Source organism: Nonomuraea sp. B19D2 (assembly GCF_040137845.1).
Classification (GTDB): Bacteria; Actinomycetota; Actinomycetes; order Streptosporangiales; family Streptosporangiaceae; genus Nonomuraea.
In genome coordinates this window covers 1-389 of sequence record NZ_JBEFAK010000172.1, presented here as the reverse complement: position 1 = coordinate 389, position 389 = coordinate 1, and the positions used below count along the sequence as shown (strand labels likewise).

Annotated in this window: 1 pseudogene; it reads left to right on the top strand. The window is 56.6% G+C overall.

Annotation, left to right across the window (positions count from 1 at the left end):
* Positions 1-199 (top strand): annotated as a pseudogene (locus ABN273_RS60235) (hypothetical protein); the annotation flags it as partial.
* Between the last annotated feature and the right edge of the window lie 190 nt (positions 200-389).

Here is a 389-nt window from a genome sequence, read left to right as displayed (position 1 = left end):
CCAGATGCGGAAAGACCGCTTCGAACTTCGCCGCCAGCATCGTCACCGTCTCTGCCGCCACGCCCATACCACAGCAACGATCGACAGCCCCGAAAGCTACGGGTTATTCCCCTGCAAGCCCTTAGCCCATACCACTGTTATCTGGCATAACGACAAGACCGACCAGCCCACCGCACGATCCATGTCCGCCTATGACCACCGACCATTGATCCCAATCGAACAGCTTGGAATCAATCATCTAGCAGAGAGCATCCTTCCCATTACTGAACCTTTTTCAGGCTCCTTGGCCGGTGCCCTGGTCACAGCGTGATCGCAATGCCGGTATTCGGCCGGTGACATGAAGAAGCTCCTGGTAGACGGGTTGATCACCACAACCCACACCGTCGCAA